At 54.7% G+C, this 13,663-nt stretch carries 11 protein-coding genes; 8 read left to right on the forward strand and 3 right to left on the reverse strand.

The genetic code is table 11. The features are described from left to right. Positions 1–8 precede the first annotated feature (8 nt). The 3 genes from XX99_RS08620 (at position 9) to XX99_RS08630 (ending at position 3,423) form a co-directional block, all read left to right on the forward strand. Complete coding sequence (locus XX99_RS08620) at positions 9–527, forward strand: Dps family protein (RefSeq protein WP_050059352.1); 519 nt, start codon at positions 9–11, stop codon at positions 525–527. A gap of 149 nt (positions 528–676) precedes the next feature. Then, positions 677–2,101 carry a dihydrolipoyl dehydrogenase family protein gene (locus XX99_RS08625; protein WP_050058943.1) on the forward strand — a complete coding sequence of 475 codons (1,425 nt, stop codon included), beginning with the start codon at positions 677–679 and terminating at the stop codon, positions 2,099–2,101. Between the two features lie 35 nt (positions 2,102–2,136). After that, positions 2,137–3,423, forward strand: coding sequence for a cupin domain-containing protein (locus tag XX99_RS08630; protein ID WP_050058944.1), 1,287 nt, complete (start codon positions 2,137–2,139; stop codon positions 3,421–3,423). 84 nt (positions 3,424–3,507) lie between these two features. Here XX99_RS08630 and XX99_RS08635 read toward each other — a convergent pair whose 3' ends face one another. Beyond that, positions 3,508–4,698 (reverse strand): multicopper oxidase family protein, encoded by a 1,191-nt coding sequence (locus XX99_RS08635; protein WP_184084826.1) that lies wholly within the window; start codon positions 4,696–4,698, stop codon positions 3,508–3,510. Between the two features lie 501 nt (positions 4,699–5,199). Next, a complete protein-coding gene (locus tag XX99_RS08640) occupies positions 5,200–5,625 on the reverse strand; it encodes a helix-turn-helix transcriptional regulator (RefSeq protein WP_050058946.1) in 426 nt (141 codons plus the stop codon). 429 nt (positions 5,626–6,054) lie between these two features. On the opposite strand from XX99_RS08640, the gene XX99_RS08645 reads away from it, so the two are divergent. Continuing rightward, positions 6,055–8,547 (forward strand): TonB-dependent receptor, encoded by a 2,493-nt coding sequence (locus XX99_RS08645; RefSeq protein ID WP_050058947.1) that lies wholly within the window; start codon positions 6,055–6,057, stop codon positions 8,545–8,547. A gap of 75 nt (positions 8,548–8,622) precedes the next feature. Here XX99_RS08645 and XX99_RS08650 read toward each other — a convergent pair whose 3' ends face one another. Next, positions 8,623–9,699 carry a substrate-binding domain-containing protein gene (locus XX99_RS08650; protein ID WP_050058948.1) on the reverse strand — a complete coding sequence of 359 codons (1,077 nt, stop codon included), beginning with the start codon at positions 9,697–9,699 and terminating at the stop codon, positions 8,623–8,625. Between the two features lie 419 nt (positions 9,700–10,118). Between XX99_RS08650 and XX99_RS08655 the strand changes: the two genes are divergently transcribed. The 4 genes from XX99_RS08655 to XX99_RS08670 all read left to right on the forward strand — a co-directional run bounded on the left by XX99_RS08655 (position 10,119) and on the right by XX99_RS08670 (position 13,587). Then, on the forward strand, positions 10,119–11,153 hold the full coding sequence (locus XX99_RS08655; RefSeq protein WP_050058949.1) for an AraC family transcriptional regulator: 1,035 nt from the start codon (positions 10,119–10,121) through the stop codon (positions 11,151–11,153). Further along, positions 11,150–12,145: an aldo/keto reductase gene (locus XX99_RS08660; protein WP_050058950.1), complete on the forward strand. Its 996-nt coding sequence runs from the start codon at positions 11,150–11,152 to the stop codon at positions 12,143–12,145. The genes XX99_RS08655 and XX99_RS08660 overlap by 4 nt, the downstream gene beginning before the upstream one ends. A 24-nt stretch (positions 12,146–12,169) precedes the next feature. Next, positions 12,170–12,610, forward strand: coding sequence for a hypothetical protein (locus XX99_RS08665; RefSeq protein WP_050058951.1), 441 nt, complete (start codon positions 12,170–12,172; stop codon positions 12,608–12,610). Between the two features lie 200 nt (positions 12,611–12,810). Next, positions 12,811–13,587, forward strand: coding sequence for an alpha/beta fold hydrolase (locus XX99_RS08670; protein WP_050058952.1), 777 nt, complete (start codon positions 12,811–12,813; stop codon positions 13,585–13,587). Positions 13,588–13,663 lie beyond the last annotated feature (76 nt).

A 13,663-nucleotide genomic window follows, 5' to 3' on the forward strand; every position in this document is an offset into this window, starting at 1 on the left:
AGGATCCCATGACTACTCAAAAGCAATCTCCGTTGCAGCATCGAGCTGGCAGCACGACTGACCTGTCGCCAGAAGCGACCAAAGACATCAGCGCTGCCCTCGAAGCTCTCCTTGCAGACGTTTTCGTGTTGTATGTGAAGACGAAGAACTTCCACTGGCACATGAGTGGCCCGCATTTTCGGGACTATCACCTGCTGCTTGATGATCACGGCGATCAGATTTTCGCCATGACAGACGATATCGCCGAACGAGCGCGGAAAGTGGGCGGAACGACGATTCGCTCCATCGGTCACATCGCCCGCGTGCGGCGCATCGCAGACAATGACGCAACATACGTGGAACCTCTGGATATGTTGGCAGAGTTGCTTGAAGACAATCGCCAACTTCTCGCCGAGATGCGCCAGATGCACAATACCTGCGACGAGTACCACGATGTGGCGACGGCAAGCCTGCTTGAGAACTGGATCGATCAGACCGAACGCAGAATCTGGTTCCTGTACGAGACATCTCGTAAGGGCTCCAACTAGATCGTCAGTTGCGAAAACATTCCGCGCCGGGGATGGCGCGGAATGTTTTCTATAAGGACTGGGGACACGCAGATGCTCTTCTTCATTCGTTTGGTGCAATGTGACTTTTCCGGGCGAGAGAGGGCAAGGAGCAGGGTGGAGAGGATGACGTGAAGGACGAGCAATTCTCGCAGAATCAAGACATCGAAGAGTACGACCTGGTCATACTCGGCAGCGGCGAAGGAGGCAAGTATCTCTCCTGGACCTTAGCCAAGGAAGGCAAGAAAGTTGCGGTCGTCGAGCGCAAATACATTGGAGGCTCCTGTCCGAACATTGCTTGTCTCCCAAGCAAGAATGTGATTCACAGCGCGAAGGTCGCGTCCCTGGTGAGCCGTGGAGCAGAATTCGGCATATGTATCCATGGATACTCTATCGACGGTTCCGCCGTCCGTGATCGCAAGAGGAAGATGGTTGATGGGCTTATCGATCTTCACCTCAAGAACTACGCCGGAAGCGGTGCTGAGTTGATTATGGGGACCGGACGATTTGTAGCTCAGAAGACCGTTGAAGTGACAATGAACGAAGGTGGAAGGCGCAGACTCCGTGGAAAGGATGTCGTGATCGGAACGGGTACCCATGCCACCTTGGGCGATATACCCGGGATGTCTCATGTTCAGCCCTGGACGCACGTCGAAGCTCTCGATTCGGGAGTCATCCCGGAAAGGCTTCTTGTTCTTGGGGGAGGCTACGTGGGGCTTGAGCTTGCTCAGGCTGCCCTCCGATTCGGGAGCAAGGTGACCATCATCGAACATGCGCCTCGTCTCCTGCCAAGAGAAGACGAGGATATGTCGCAGGCAATTGAGTCTCTCCTCCGAGACGAAGGGGCAGAAGTTCTCCTGGGCTGCGAGGTGATGTCAGTCTCCGGAATTAACGGAGACAGCGTCGGTGTCTTTATCGGTTGGGATGGACGGAAAGAAACGATCGTCGGAACTCACTTGCTGGTAGCTCTGGGAAGAACACCAAATACCGCCGAGCTCAATCTTGACGCGGCGGGCGTCGAGCTCACTCCCAGTGGATATGTCAAGGTGAATGAGCACCTCCAAACGACTGCACCAGGAGTCTGGGCGATTGGGGAGGTGGCAGGAAGTCCACAGTTCACACACATATCCTTCGACGATTTCAGGGTGATCCGCGACAATCTTGCCGGTAAGTCCCGCACAACGACGGGGCGACAGGTTCCCTATGCTCTGTTTACCGATCCGGAACTCGCCCGTATCGGCCTGAACGAGCAGGAGGCCAAGGTCGCCGGAGTCAGTTACCGTCTCTTTAAGCTGCCGATGATAGCGGATCTGCGCGCGCGCACGCTGTCCGAGACTCGCGGATCCATGAAGGCGCTGGTCTCAGATGATGATCAGATTCTGGGTTTCACAGTTTTTGGGGTGGGGGCCGGCGAAATTATGGGAGCCGTCCAGATGGCAATGCTCGGGAAGCTCCCCTACACCGCGGTTCGCGACGCCATTGTCACCCATCCCACGTTGCTCGAGGGGCTAGTCGGCCTATTTTCGAGTAAACCAACCGAAGTCAGCAATTCTTAACCGGCCGTAGGACCAAATCTATGGAGGATGCGACGATGAGCAATGAAATAGAAGAAGTTCGTGAAGAGGGTAACGAACAATCTCAGGAATCATCAGCAGGTGTCTCTCGCAGAAAATTTGTCGGGACTGCAGCTCTTGTCGGCGCCAGCCTTGCAACACTGTCAGCAGGCGCCCAGACACAACAGACCTTGCTTGCTGCGCGCAGCGACGACAGCGCAAGCAATCCAGGTCCCAAGAACGAGCTGCTGATGCAAGAGAACCCAGACTCCAATCTTCCGCCCTTTACAGATCATGGCGATCCAGGGGTAACCTGGTTCTCTTTTGATCTCACCTCACGCAGAGTGCAGGATGGTGGCTGGACGCATCAGGTCACGGAGAGAGAGTTTCCTACCAGCAGAGATATCGCCGGCGTAAATATGCGACTGACGGCAGGCTCTATCCGTGAGTTGCACTGGCATACTTCAAACGAATGGGCCATCGTCCTCACCGGTACCTCGCGGATCACGGTAATGCAACCAGACGGAAAGATGTACATCGATGATGTCGGCCCCGGAGACTTGTGGTATTTCCCCGCCGGTTTCCCCCATTCGATCCAGGCCATGGGCGGGCAGGGAACAGAGTTTCTTTTGGTGTTCGATGACGGTAAATTCTCCGAGAACGACACTTTCCTGATTTCGGAAACACTGGTCCACACGCCGCCAGAGATCATTCAGAAGAATATGGGCTGGTCTCGGGACGACTTCAACAAACTTCCGCAGAGTCAGCTCTACATTTTCCCGTCCTCCGTTCCCGGATCTCTTGAGGCAGAGAAACGAGCTTTAGGAGATCGCCTCGAAACAAAGAACAAATATACATACAAACTTAGCGAACAGCGTTCGGCCCCAGACAATGCCGGGGGCAGCGTTAAGGTCATAGATGTCGACAAATTCCCGGTCGCTACAGGGCTTTGCGCCGCTCAGGTAACTCTGAAGCCCGGCGCGATTCGCGAGATGCACTGGCATCCACATTCCAGTGAATGGCAATACTATATGCAGGGCAACGGACGTATGACGATCTCCACTACCGGAGGTCGAGCGCGGACGATGAATTTCAATGCCAACGACGTGGGCTACGTGCCGATTATGGCGACTCACTATATCGAGAACACCGGTACGGAAGATCTGATCTTCCTTGAGATTCTGAAGGCTGCGCACTTCTACGATGTATCGGTGAACGAGTGGATCGCTCGCCTCCCGGATAACCTCGCTGAAGCGCATATCAAGCTCCCGCTATCGACAATCCGCAAAGCTCCACAGACCCGCACCACAATCATTCCAAAGTAGGGAAGTGGCCCATGCTGAAAGGTTGCCCTTCGGCATGGGCCTCACACCTGTGAGGCGCCCAAGCATCGGCACCCCTTTGCTAGATCACTTGAAGAGTATCTTCGCCATCATCCCTTTGTCTTCATGGCTCAATAAGTGGCAATGGAACAGTGACACGCCACGAATGATAGGGTCCGTGAAGTCCATGACGAGGTCGATGCTGTTTCCACCAGGGACATTGACTGTATCCAGCCATTCCGGTTGAGCCTCGGGTTTCCCGTTTTGTGCATAGACGAGAAAATGCACCTGATGGATATGGAACGGATGCACCTCTCGGGTATCATTCACGACCCGCCAATGGAAGAAAGAACCGACAGTGGCAGTTGTCATAGGCGGATCTTCAGGGCCGTACTTCTTGCCATTGATGTAAAAGCCATGCTTGTCTTCTGTGAACTTGACGGTATAGTCAGGCGCACGGCTCTCAACATCGCTCAGCGTTGCATGGGGGATGGGCTTGTAGACTGGCGCGAGGCGACCCACCCGTTCCGATGAAACTGTGGGGCGTGATGGGAGGCTCACCAGGTCGGCGATCACCATGGCCGGGTTCGGATCTCCATCGGGTCCGGTATCGAAGCAGCGGCTCCGAAGAGATACTTTCGCACCACCGACTGGCCCGGCAACTATCGCTTCAACGCGTCCTGCGGGGGGTACAAGGACGTGGTCCACGAGTTCCGTCTGTCGATGTGGATCGTGAAACGTCAGTGGCATTCCATCGCGCGCGATAATCTCAAGTCTTTCACCATCGACTTCAAGGTCTGCATACAGGTCCGGAGATGCATTGACGATGCGCCAAAACTGGCGACCGCCTGAAGCAATCGGAATGCGAGGACGAAGCGATCCGTTAACCGTAAACACTCGCTGTGGCACGCCGGACGCTGCGCCACAACCTGCTGATGAGGCACCAACCGCTTTCCTTATTGCAGGCGCGTTCGGGTCATGTTCCCCGGCTACACGATCCCGCAAGATCAAGATGCGTTGCCGCAGGTGTCGAACTTCGGGTGCGTATCGCTGGATTCCATCCACAACGATCGCGCCGGACATGCCATCAAGGCTCTGTTGATAGCTCTCTCCGTGAGGATGGGTGTGGTACCAGTACAAACCTGGTGGTTGATCCAATGGAACGGTGACGGCGTAGTGCAAGGTCGTTCCTGGGTTTGCCATCATCGAGATCACATCGTCCTGCGGCGAATCCGGCGAAACATGGAGGCCATGAAAGTGAAGATTGCTCATGTTCATGCATGGCCCGTCGATGCAGCGTTCTCCCGAATGAGCCGACATTGAGTTGATGTAACTGAGATGAAGGACTGTCCCCGGGAGAACATGAATTACCGGCGGCGTCTCACGTCCCTGAAACTGGAAAGCAGACTTCCCGCTGTTCGGATCCGTGATGGCGTGCAGAACCACCGGAGAGGATGTCTCAGGCGGGTCCGAGATAATGGTCGATGTATCTGACCGCGGATGATGAGTAGTATCCTGCGCTTCCACCCATTGAGGTGATGCTACAGAAATGAAGAGTGCGAAGAGAACCCTAACCGCAAGAGCAGACTCGTCGGAAACAATTAGTCGGGGGAATAGTCTATTGCCCATGATTGAGTTTGTGTCCTCAAAGTCAGTCTGAGCGGGAGCAGGCGGAGCCTGTCCGGGTTAGTTGTCGCGGGTTTAGGGGGCAGACTTCTCCCGATGAACTTTTATGCTTTTGTCCGGAGCTGCAGAGCTAACGCTCGAATTCATCTGTGCTCAGTGAGCTTCGTCAAGACGTTCGATCATGACATCGGTGGATTTAATGAGCGCTCCCACATGATCGCCTTTCTTCAAGCCTAGCTCCCGAACTGCGCTGGCCGTTATGATCGCCGTGATGTGTGAGTCGACTGCGGCGATTACGACCTCGGCAAGAAATCCCTCGACACGGATGCTGACAACTTTTCCCGGAATCTGATTCCGTCCACTTACCTTGCGATATCGTTCGCGTGATTCAGCAATTGGCTTTTTGCGGTCTTTCTCCAGAAAGGGTTTGAGTGCCGACTCCCTGATTCGGTGATGGCCTCCAGGGGTCGTTGTCGTTGCCAGCTTTCCATCCAGAATCCATTGCTTGATCGCCGGGTAACTGATGCCGAGGAGTCGGGCAGCTTCGCGCGGAGTAAAGACTGAATCGAGTTTAGCCATGAAATATATTTAGCCCTTTCGTCAGAGAATGTGTCTTCAGCTTCAGGTGCCATGCAACGCGATGCTTAGAGAATGGTGCGCATCCGCGCGTCGAATAGATGACTTTGTCAGTTCCGCGCGCTTCCATACTTTCGACGAGAACTTATCGTCTCTATGTTATTCGCAACCCTCATCGACAGCCACTAGCCAACCATGTCTAGTCCTCTAATTCTCTTGCCCGTTTCTGCATTTCAGGATGCGGGTTCGTCAGGTAACGATTTTAAACATATAAAGTCGTTATAGAGCTACTTCCTCAAGGCACATGAATCGCGGCGACTACGTGACAGCTTGTGCCCTCTGACCGTTGGAACTATGTTCCGTCAAATGCCTCTTCATTTGGCCCTTGATTGATACGTCGAGGGCGAAAGAGTACCGCCTTCAAGGAGCGCGATGTTTATTTCTTCTGTTGTTCGTCTGCGCATTAGCGCTTTCGCAAGTTTCAGCGGGCTGATCTGCTCCTTCCTCCTTTTGGGATCGTTGCAAGCGATCGCACAGTCAGTCCAACTGAGCGGTACGGTCAGGGATCCCGACCAGTCGCTGGTGGCAGATGCAATCGTAACGCTTACAAATGTGCAGACTGCTTCAACATTGCGCACGACCAGCGATCAATCTGGCCACTATACTTTCGAGTCGGTCACGCCGGGGGCCTACAGATTGCAGGCCGAGAAGACTGGCTTCGCAAACGTCGTTATACCCTCCTTGAACATTGCGAATGGGCAGAGCCTGCTTCAGGATCTTTCTTTCACTGTAGCCAGAGCGAACACATCTGTGACCGTCAATGCAGGTATTTCGGGAACACCCGCGCAGGGATATTACGTCGCCAATGTCGATCAAGGCGTCATGGGGACAGCACCGATTGTTGACCAGCCATTCACGATTACAGTTCTTTCGGCCGATCTGATCGCCAATACCCAGGTAAAGAGTTTTCGCGATGCCATGAAGTTTCTCCCGCTGGTGTCGTTTACCGAACAGCAAGGACCCGAGATCCTTCGCCCCGCGACTCGCGGGGTGCAGGGCAGTATCGCGCAGAATACCCGCATGGATGGCATGGCGATCGCCATTACAGGGGCAAATGCCATGGAGCAGTACCAGGAGTTACAGGTGGAAAATGGTCTTGGAGCCTCGATGTACGGCCCTGCCAATCCGTCAGGCATGTTTGACTTTGTCTTGAAAAGGCCCACCGAGGAGCGCACGGCGAATCTGTATCTTGAGCAGGACAGCAGCACCGTCGGAACGATCTACGGAGATGCCGGCGGCCGTCTCGGCCCGCACAAGATCTTTGGCTATCGGACGAATCTTCTATTCGGCGATGGCGCGCAGTGGGTTGAAGGCAGCAATCTCCGTCGTCGACTCGCAGAGTTTGCCTTCGACCTCAGGCCCACCAACAGAACCACGATCGACACCCACTACAGTGTCTACGACATCGTGCAGCGTGGCTATCCTGGCTGGTTTACCTATGGTCCCAACAAGAGCATTGCTGGAACAACGCAAGATCCCTCACCCTCGATCATTCTGCCCACAGCTCCCGACCCAACCCGCGTCGGCTACGGGCAGTCCTATGCTGGCGTAAACCTGACCACCCAGAGCACGAGCGTCCGCCTCCTGCACGATTTTTCGTCCAACTGGCACGCCATGGCCGGCGGTCTTGCACAACGACTGGACCGCTTCATCGATACCCCTGTCAATATGCTGACCAGCAACAGCGGCAACTACAGTTCTTCTCTCGCGACCGGTTTCGCGCCGCGCTTCGGTATCGAAAGCGATCTCGGCTACATCACTGGCACTCTTGAAAGATGGGGAATCAAGCAGGATATTGTCATCGGCAGCGAAGGGTATCGTTTCAACCAGTACAGCTACACTTCGCCTCCGGCTGGAAACGTGTTCCTAGGCACTGCCAATATAAGTAATCCCGTGATCTTCGCGCCGCCAGCCGTAGGTCTGCCGAAGAATGTAAATATCTATCAGTCCTCTATCGTCCATCAGCAGGGCTTCAATCTCGGCGATCTCATCAGCTTTCCGAAACGATTCGCTGTCCGCCTCGCCGCCAGCCAGGACTGGATCGGAGTGGATAACAACAGTCTGGTCAATGGATCTCCGAGCCGCACTGGCGGCTCGAACAAGAACGGCATCAGCCCGTCCGTCAGCGTGATGTACAAGCCCGAGAGCTCGATGACTGCCTACGCAACCTACGCGAGCAGCCTGCAGCAGGGAGACATCGCACCCGGAGGCACGGTCAACGCCAATCAGTCCCTCGCGCCCTATCGAAGCAAGGAGTGGGAGCTTGGCTTCAAAACTGATGGACGTCCGCTCAACATCACGACAGCTCTCTTCCGCCTCGAACGGCCCTTCGCCAATACCGTTGCCTTCGGGAACACGGGCAAGACCATCTTTGAAATCGTCGGGCAACAGGTGAATTATGGAGCGGAGATATCCGGTCAGGGCACGCTCTTCCACCGGCTGCTCATTGACGGAGGCTTCACTGCTCTAAACGCGCGCCTTAACGATACCGGCGTTGCGGCTACGGATGGAAAGAGATTCGTTGGCATCCCTCCGTATCACTCCAATCTCTACAGCGAGTACCGCATCCCCGGCATCGCCAACCTCACTGTGACCGGTGACTGGCAGTTTACGGGGCGCCGCATCCAGGATGACGAGAACCTGCACTTCACCAACGGCTTCAATACGTTTGATGTGGGTTTCCGCTACTCACATATTCTCTTCACCAAGTTGGCGACCCTGAGGTTCGGTAGCCAGAACATCGGGAACTCCCACTACTACTCCACCATCTCCGCTGGCGATATTACCGGAACGAATGCGAGCAGTAACACCGCACATCTGGGAGCCCCGCGAACGATTGCCACGTCGCTCCAGATTGCCTTCTAATTTGGCATCAGCCTCAGAAGAATGTTGCTATCTCAAACCAGAGAGCCGTCAGCCTGTGAAAGCTGACGGCTCTTTTCATGCACGAAGCGCAGGAGCATTACCCGGCAAATCGAACTGATGCTTGCGAAACAGTGTCTGAGCCTCCGGTCCTTGAAGCCACTGGACAAAAGATGCTGCACCGGCTGCATTGGCCGAATTCTTGAGCGGCGCTGCATAGAAGATGAGTGGCTCGGGATAGAAGATGTGTTCTCCAACCGTCACGCTGATCTCAGGTTGACGGGTGTGAACATCGTCGCGGCTCAAGTTGATGTCTTCCGGCAGGGCAATATATGGAAGATGAGAATGCTCTATTCCGATCTTGTAGGATGCGCTCGCATCCAACTCGCCGCTCTGCAGGCGTTCCTGGACGTTTGAGACCATCTGCTCCTGATTCAGTGGTGTGCCAAGAACTTTCTCGACGAGATTTGCTTGGTTGTATTTCCGGGCTGCAAGCATGATCGCGAAGATGATGGCTCTGGCTCCGGGATCGGCGGCGGGATTTCCCCGGCCGATGCGAAATCCGGGTTGCTGCAAAACCTCCCACCAGTTCGCTTTTCCGTTTGCCGCAGCCTCGAACTGGGAAGCAAACCGGCTCTTGGGGCTATACACAAGAACCAGCTCCGTTCGAGCGATAGGAAACGCGGTACCGGCGAAGCCCGCATGCATCACCGTGAACATCGGACTGGAAGTCACCGGAATAAATACATCTGCCCGAAGGCTTCCTTCCACGATCAACTTTGCTACAGCGTCGGCTCCCTGTGCGTGCGTATGCAAATCGAGCTTCAGAGTCTTAGCCGCAGCGACTTTGAGGACGCCGTCGAGCATCGGCCCGATCGCTCCGGCCGATGCGACATCAAGTCCTGATAACTCTTGCGCCAGAAGCCTGGTCTGGAGATCTGATAGCAGCAATCCCCCAGTAAGCGTGGCAGCACGGACCAGGAACCTTCTTCGGCTAGGATCATTTCTCATTTGGTACGCCCCCTTTTGATATTGAATCTCGGGACAATGAAGTCCGCTGCTTTCTATTGCCATATTGAGGCTAGCCAGGAAGGCCAGTGGTGCTTCGGCGATCAGATTTGCAGAAACGGGCAAGAGATTTGCAATGGAGTGCATGGACGGCACTCCGTTGCCTAAGTTCTGATAGCAGTAGGAGATCTCCTCCCTATTGCCATGTCCGTTACCAGAATCGATGTCCGTTCCCGCGTTCTCCTGGGACTCTACCGTGGAGCGATGCTGGCGTCGGGAACCAGGTAAGGCGCGCGATTACCTGGGGACACGGAATGGAAGGCAATCCGGAGATCCACAGAAAGCTGCTGGGGCGCTGGTCTATTTGCCAGAGCTGCCGGTCGATCTTCTTCTCGTTAAAAACGGAGCGGAAGCCCGTTGCCAAAAGTGGTCCCGACTCGCAAGAGATGGAGGGGTGGAGCGACGTATCAATCGGGTCCTATCTCTAGGGCGGATCAACACAATGTCATTTTCTGCCGTTCAGCAAAGCCCATTCGTAGAAGTGGAACAAGGACGTTAGAGAATCTATGACCGAACACGACTATAGGCTCAATGCAAATCTCGATAGGCTGAGGCAACTGCTGCTGAATCTGGTGACGGAAGACGGACTTCATCCGACGGTTCTGAGTGGTGTGAAGCTGGCCCGCTCCAATGGAGGGGCGCCGCGCAGTCTCATCATCTACGAGCCGAGTATTTATATCGTGGTCAGCGGTCGCAAGAGAGGCTGCTTCGGCGAAACACAGTTTGTCGTAAATCCCAATCATTATTTGGTTTTCGCAGTCGCGACACCGTTTGAAGTAGAGACGGAGAGCGGACCGAATGGTGATCCTCTTCTGGCCGTATCGGTCAGGGCCGACATGTCGGTTCTCCTGGAACTGGCACACAAGCTGGAACTTCAAGTCCATGTGCCAGTATCCAGTTCACCGGTAGTCGCCGCTCCTACGCCGCTTGACTTCGATATGAGTGAAGCGCTGCTTCGCTTACTCCATAGTCTGCAATCCACCACCGACGCCATGATTCTTGGTTCCGGCGCAATCCGGGAGCTGATCTATCGAGTGTTGAAAGGGCCTCATGGGAGTGTTCTGTGTGCAATGCTCGATCGAACGCACTACATGGGAAAAATCTACGGCGCTATTGACTGGATCCACCACAACTACTCGCGGCCTCTGAAAGTACCCGAAATCGCGAACGAAGTCGGCATGAGTGTCTCTGCCTTCCATCACTCCTTCAAGCAGATAACAGGTCAGTCTCCATTGCAGTACATGAAGTCAGTCCGTCTGCAGAAGGCACGTCTTCATATCAAGTACGATCGCCTGACCGTCTCGGTGGCTGCGGCAAGAGTTGGATATGAAAGCCCGTCACAGTTTAGCCGCGATTTCAAGCGATTCTTTGGTCATAGTCCCACCGAAAAGGATGGGCGGCCAGAGACGCGGACCAGTGCAGGCGTGGCCAGGGAAGAATTCGAAACTGCGCTTGCTGCGAAGCCGATAGGCTTCGCAGCGAATGCACAACATGTCTCAAGCCGCTTTCTATTAGCGGACAAGAAAGGATTCTCTCTGTGAAGAAGCGAGTTCTCGGTAAGAGTGGCCTCGAGGTTTCGGCGCTTGGCTTTGGGTGCATGGGTATGAGTTGGGCTTATGGCCCGGCCGGAAGCCGCGAAGACATGATCACGCTCCTCCGGAAAGCGGTCGATCTTGGTATCACTTTCTTCGACACCGCAGAAGTCTATGGCCCGCTCACTAACGAAGAGCTGGTTGGCGACGCGCTGTCTCCCTTGCGAGATCAGGTTGTGATTGCCACCAAGTTCGGCTATAAGCTTGATCCCAACGGCGGCGCTCGCCCGGTTGGGATCGACAGTCATCCGAAGCACATACGGGAAGTTGCCGAGGCCTCGCTGAAGCGTCTGAAGATAGATGCAATCGATCTGCTCTATCAACATCGGGTAGATCCTGCGGTACCCATTGAGGAAGTTGCTGGCACAGTGAAAGAACTTATCCAGGAGGGTAAAGTGCTTCACTTCGGCCTGTCGGAGGCCGGCGCCGATACGATTCGAAGGGCACATGCTGTACAACCAGTGACTGCTGTTGAGACGGAGTACTCTCTCTGGACGAGAGATCCTGAAACCGACATCCTGCCCGTTCTTGAAGAACTCGGGATAGGGTTTGTGCCATATAGCCCACTAGGGCGGGGTTTCCTCACCGGAGCCATTAAGGCCGATACATCCTTCGATTCCACGGATCTCAGGAACCACCACCCTCGCTTTCAGAAGGAAGCCCTCGTAAAAAACCAAAGTCTCCTTTCTTCTCTCGAAGAAATCGCCAAAGCGAGGAACGTGACGCCTGCACAACTCGCCCTTGCCTGGCTCCTGGCTCAAAAGCCCTGGATAGTACCGATACCTGGGACCCGAAAACTGTCGCGCCTGGAGGAAAATATCGGATCCGTCGATGTCGAGTTGAGCTCTGATGACCTTCAAAAGATCGGAGAGGCCCTCTCCGCCACGGAGATCGAAGGCAGGCGGTACGATGAGGCCGGATTAAAGATGGTCAATCTCTAAGGCGCTTTGGAGATAGGCCGTTTCTTGCATTCGACAACAGGGGACGCCCAAAATGGCGACATTGAGAGGATTGGAATGTTGAGAAAGATTGTATTGATAGTTATCAAGGTGCTCGTCTGTCTGAATTTGTTCTACGGTGCGTTCTTCTTCAAATTTCCCGGCGTACCGTTTTCGATTGCCCTCTTCACGACGATGTCAGATGCGGTCCATGGGATCATCTCTCAGCCCGTCTTTCGTATTGGCGCGGGGCTGTTTGAAACGATCGGCCCAATCCTCTTTCTCATTCCCCGAACGGCAAGATTCGGAGCGGCCTTCATTGCAACCTACATGATTGGCGTTCTCATGAGTCACATTTTTGTCTTAGGGTATGGCATGGCGTTCGTCGATGCCCTCATTACATTCCTCTTGCCATGTCTCTACCTGTACATGACTCGTCCTGGCCACGCGAAGCGTTATGCCGATTGATGTCTGTGTGAGTCAGCTCTCACACTTTCGACGCGCTTAGGTTGAATCCAGTGCGACTGTGAGCATGGCATGGTGCCGCTATCAAATAAGCAGATTCGGGCGAGAGAAAGGCAGAATCCGGCATGGTGGTCTACTCGCGTGCGGCCTATAAATAGCGTGGGAGTGGAACTCCAATCCACGCCATAGAGGGAGATCTGGAAATGTTGCCAGTCACAGATACGAAACCGCTGAATGAGGCCGATGCTAATTGTAGGCCCGCATTCGTGTGTGGCCACTCGTTCGGTGGATCACGTCGAGAATGGACAGAGGCAAGTGCACTACTTGCAGATGGGTTCCGAACGATCGCGGTAGATACCCCCGGGTTCGGCGACGCAAACAAGATAACAGGCTATACAGTCGCTGAGATGGTGGATCACTATGTGCAGACGATCAAGGGCCTGAATCTCGACCGGTACGTCCTGGTGGGTCACTCGATGACGGGAAAAGTCGCCGCAATCGTTGCGAGCAAGGCGGAGGAGTACGGCATCAAGGGCCCCGAGAAGCTTGTGCTGCTCACGCCCACACCCCTGGGGGTTGAACCCATTTCGCAGGAAATGATCGACGGCCTGGTTCACATGGAGCGCAATAAGGAAAACTGTGAGAAGTTCGTGCTGTCTCACAGCCATGCCAAGCTTCCTCAGGCAATTTTTGATCGGACTGTTGAGGCGGTGATGCAGGTAAACCCGGACGCATGGGCAGCCTGGCTGTTGCACGGCACGCAGGAGGACTGGATCAGTCGAGCCTCACCCATCAAGACTGAAACACTCATCATCACTGCGGAATACGACCCTGAGTGGAGTGCGCCCGTGCAGAACCGTCTTACGGTCCCACACCATCAGCACGCGCGGGTAACGACCATCAAAGGCTCCGGGCACCTTGTTCCCCTGGAAGCTCCCGAGGCCCTTGTTGCAACCCTTCGAGAGTTCGTAGGTAACTAGGTTGTGTTTCAAGAGCAGAGAAACCTGCCCGAAGCTGGTGCTCTGCGGTTCACTTCTCCAGTGAACGATGTTGCGG

The sequence above is a fragment of the Silvibacterium bohemicum genome (assembly GCF_001006305.1).
In the GTDB taxonomy this organism is placed as follows: Bacteria; Acidobacteriota; Terriglobia; order Terriglobales; family Acidobacteriaceae; genus Silvibacterium; species Silvibacterium bohemicum.

Bases quoted from the DNA above. Each gene is read 5' to 3' on its own strand.
- XX99_RS08655 (WP_050058949.1), top strand. From the start codon at position 10,119: ATGACCGAACACGACTATAGGCTCAATGCAAATCTCGATAGGCTGAGG.
- XX99_RS08640 (WP_050058946.1), bottom strand. From the start codon at position 5,625: ATGGCTAAACTCGATTCAGTCTTTACTCCGCGCGAAGCTGCCCGACTC.
- XX99_RS08645 (WP_050058947.1), top strand. From the start codon at position 6,055: ATGTTTATTTCTTCTGTTGTTCGTCTGCGCATTAGCGCTTTCGCAAGT.
- XX99_RS08635 (WP_184084826.1), bottom strand. From the start codon at position 4,698: ATGAACATGAGCAATCTTCACTTTCATGGCCTCCATGTTTCGCCGGAT.
- XX99_RS08650 (WP_050058948.1), bottom strand. From the start codon at position 9,699: ATGCACTCCATTGCAAATCTCTTGCCCGTTTCTGCAAATCTGATCGCC.
- XX99_RS08620 (WP_050059352.1), top strand. From the start codon at position 9: ATGACTACTCAAAAGCAATCTCCGTTGCAGCATCGAGCTGGCAGCACG.
- XX99_RS08630 (WP_050058944.1), top strand. From the start codon at position 2,137: ATGAGCAATGAAATAGAAGAAGTTCGTGAAGAGGGTAACGAACAATCT.
- XX99_RS08670 (WP_050058952.1), top strand. From the start codon at position 12,811: ATGTTGCCAGTCACAGATACGAAACCGCTGAATGAGGCCGATGCTAAT.